Below are 347 nucleotides of genomic sequence, written 5' to 3' on the forward strand. Positions count from 1 at the left end.
GACACGCTCACCGCCACCTGGCAGTTGTCCTGCTTGCCCAGCATCCCGCAGTACTGGCGCGCGACGCCCACCGAGTGCCGCCCCTGCTTGGGAAACCCCGTGTCATCGATGATCCACCAGCCGCCGTCTCTGAAATTCATCAACGGCACGACCCATTGGCATACCCCCAGCAGCATGCGCTCGTCCGACCAATTCGCATCGGCCACAAAGTGGTGCAACGACTGGTGGCGCGAACGAACATTCAGCGGATCCATGTGCGCGGCCATCGGCTCCACGCTCTTGCGCTGCAGCGGCGACATCAGCCCCGTGGTGTACCCGCGCAGCCCGGCGTGGCGATCTGAATGTCC

Annotated in this window: 1 protein-coding gene; it reads right to left on the reverse strand. The window is 64.6% G+C overall.

Going from position 1 to position 347, the window contains the following annotated elements:
- Positions 1-347, reverse strand: a 347-nt coding sequence (locus tag HB681_RS37815; protein ID WP_213960005.1) for a transposase, incomplete at both ends; no start/stop codon positions are given.

It is taken from the genome of Variovorax sp. dw_954 (assembly GCF_018449755.1).
Taxonomy (GTDB): domain Bacteria; phylum Pseudomonadota; class Gammaproteobacteria; order Burkholderiales; family Burkholderiaceae_C; genus Variovorax.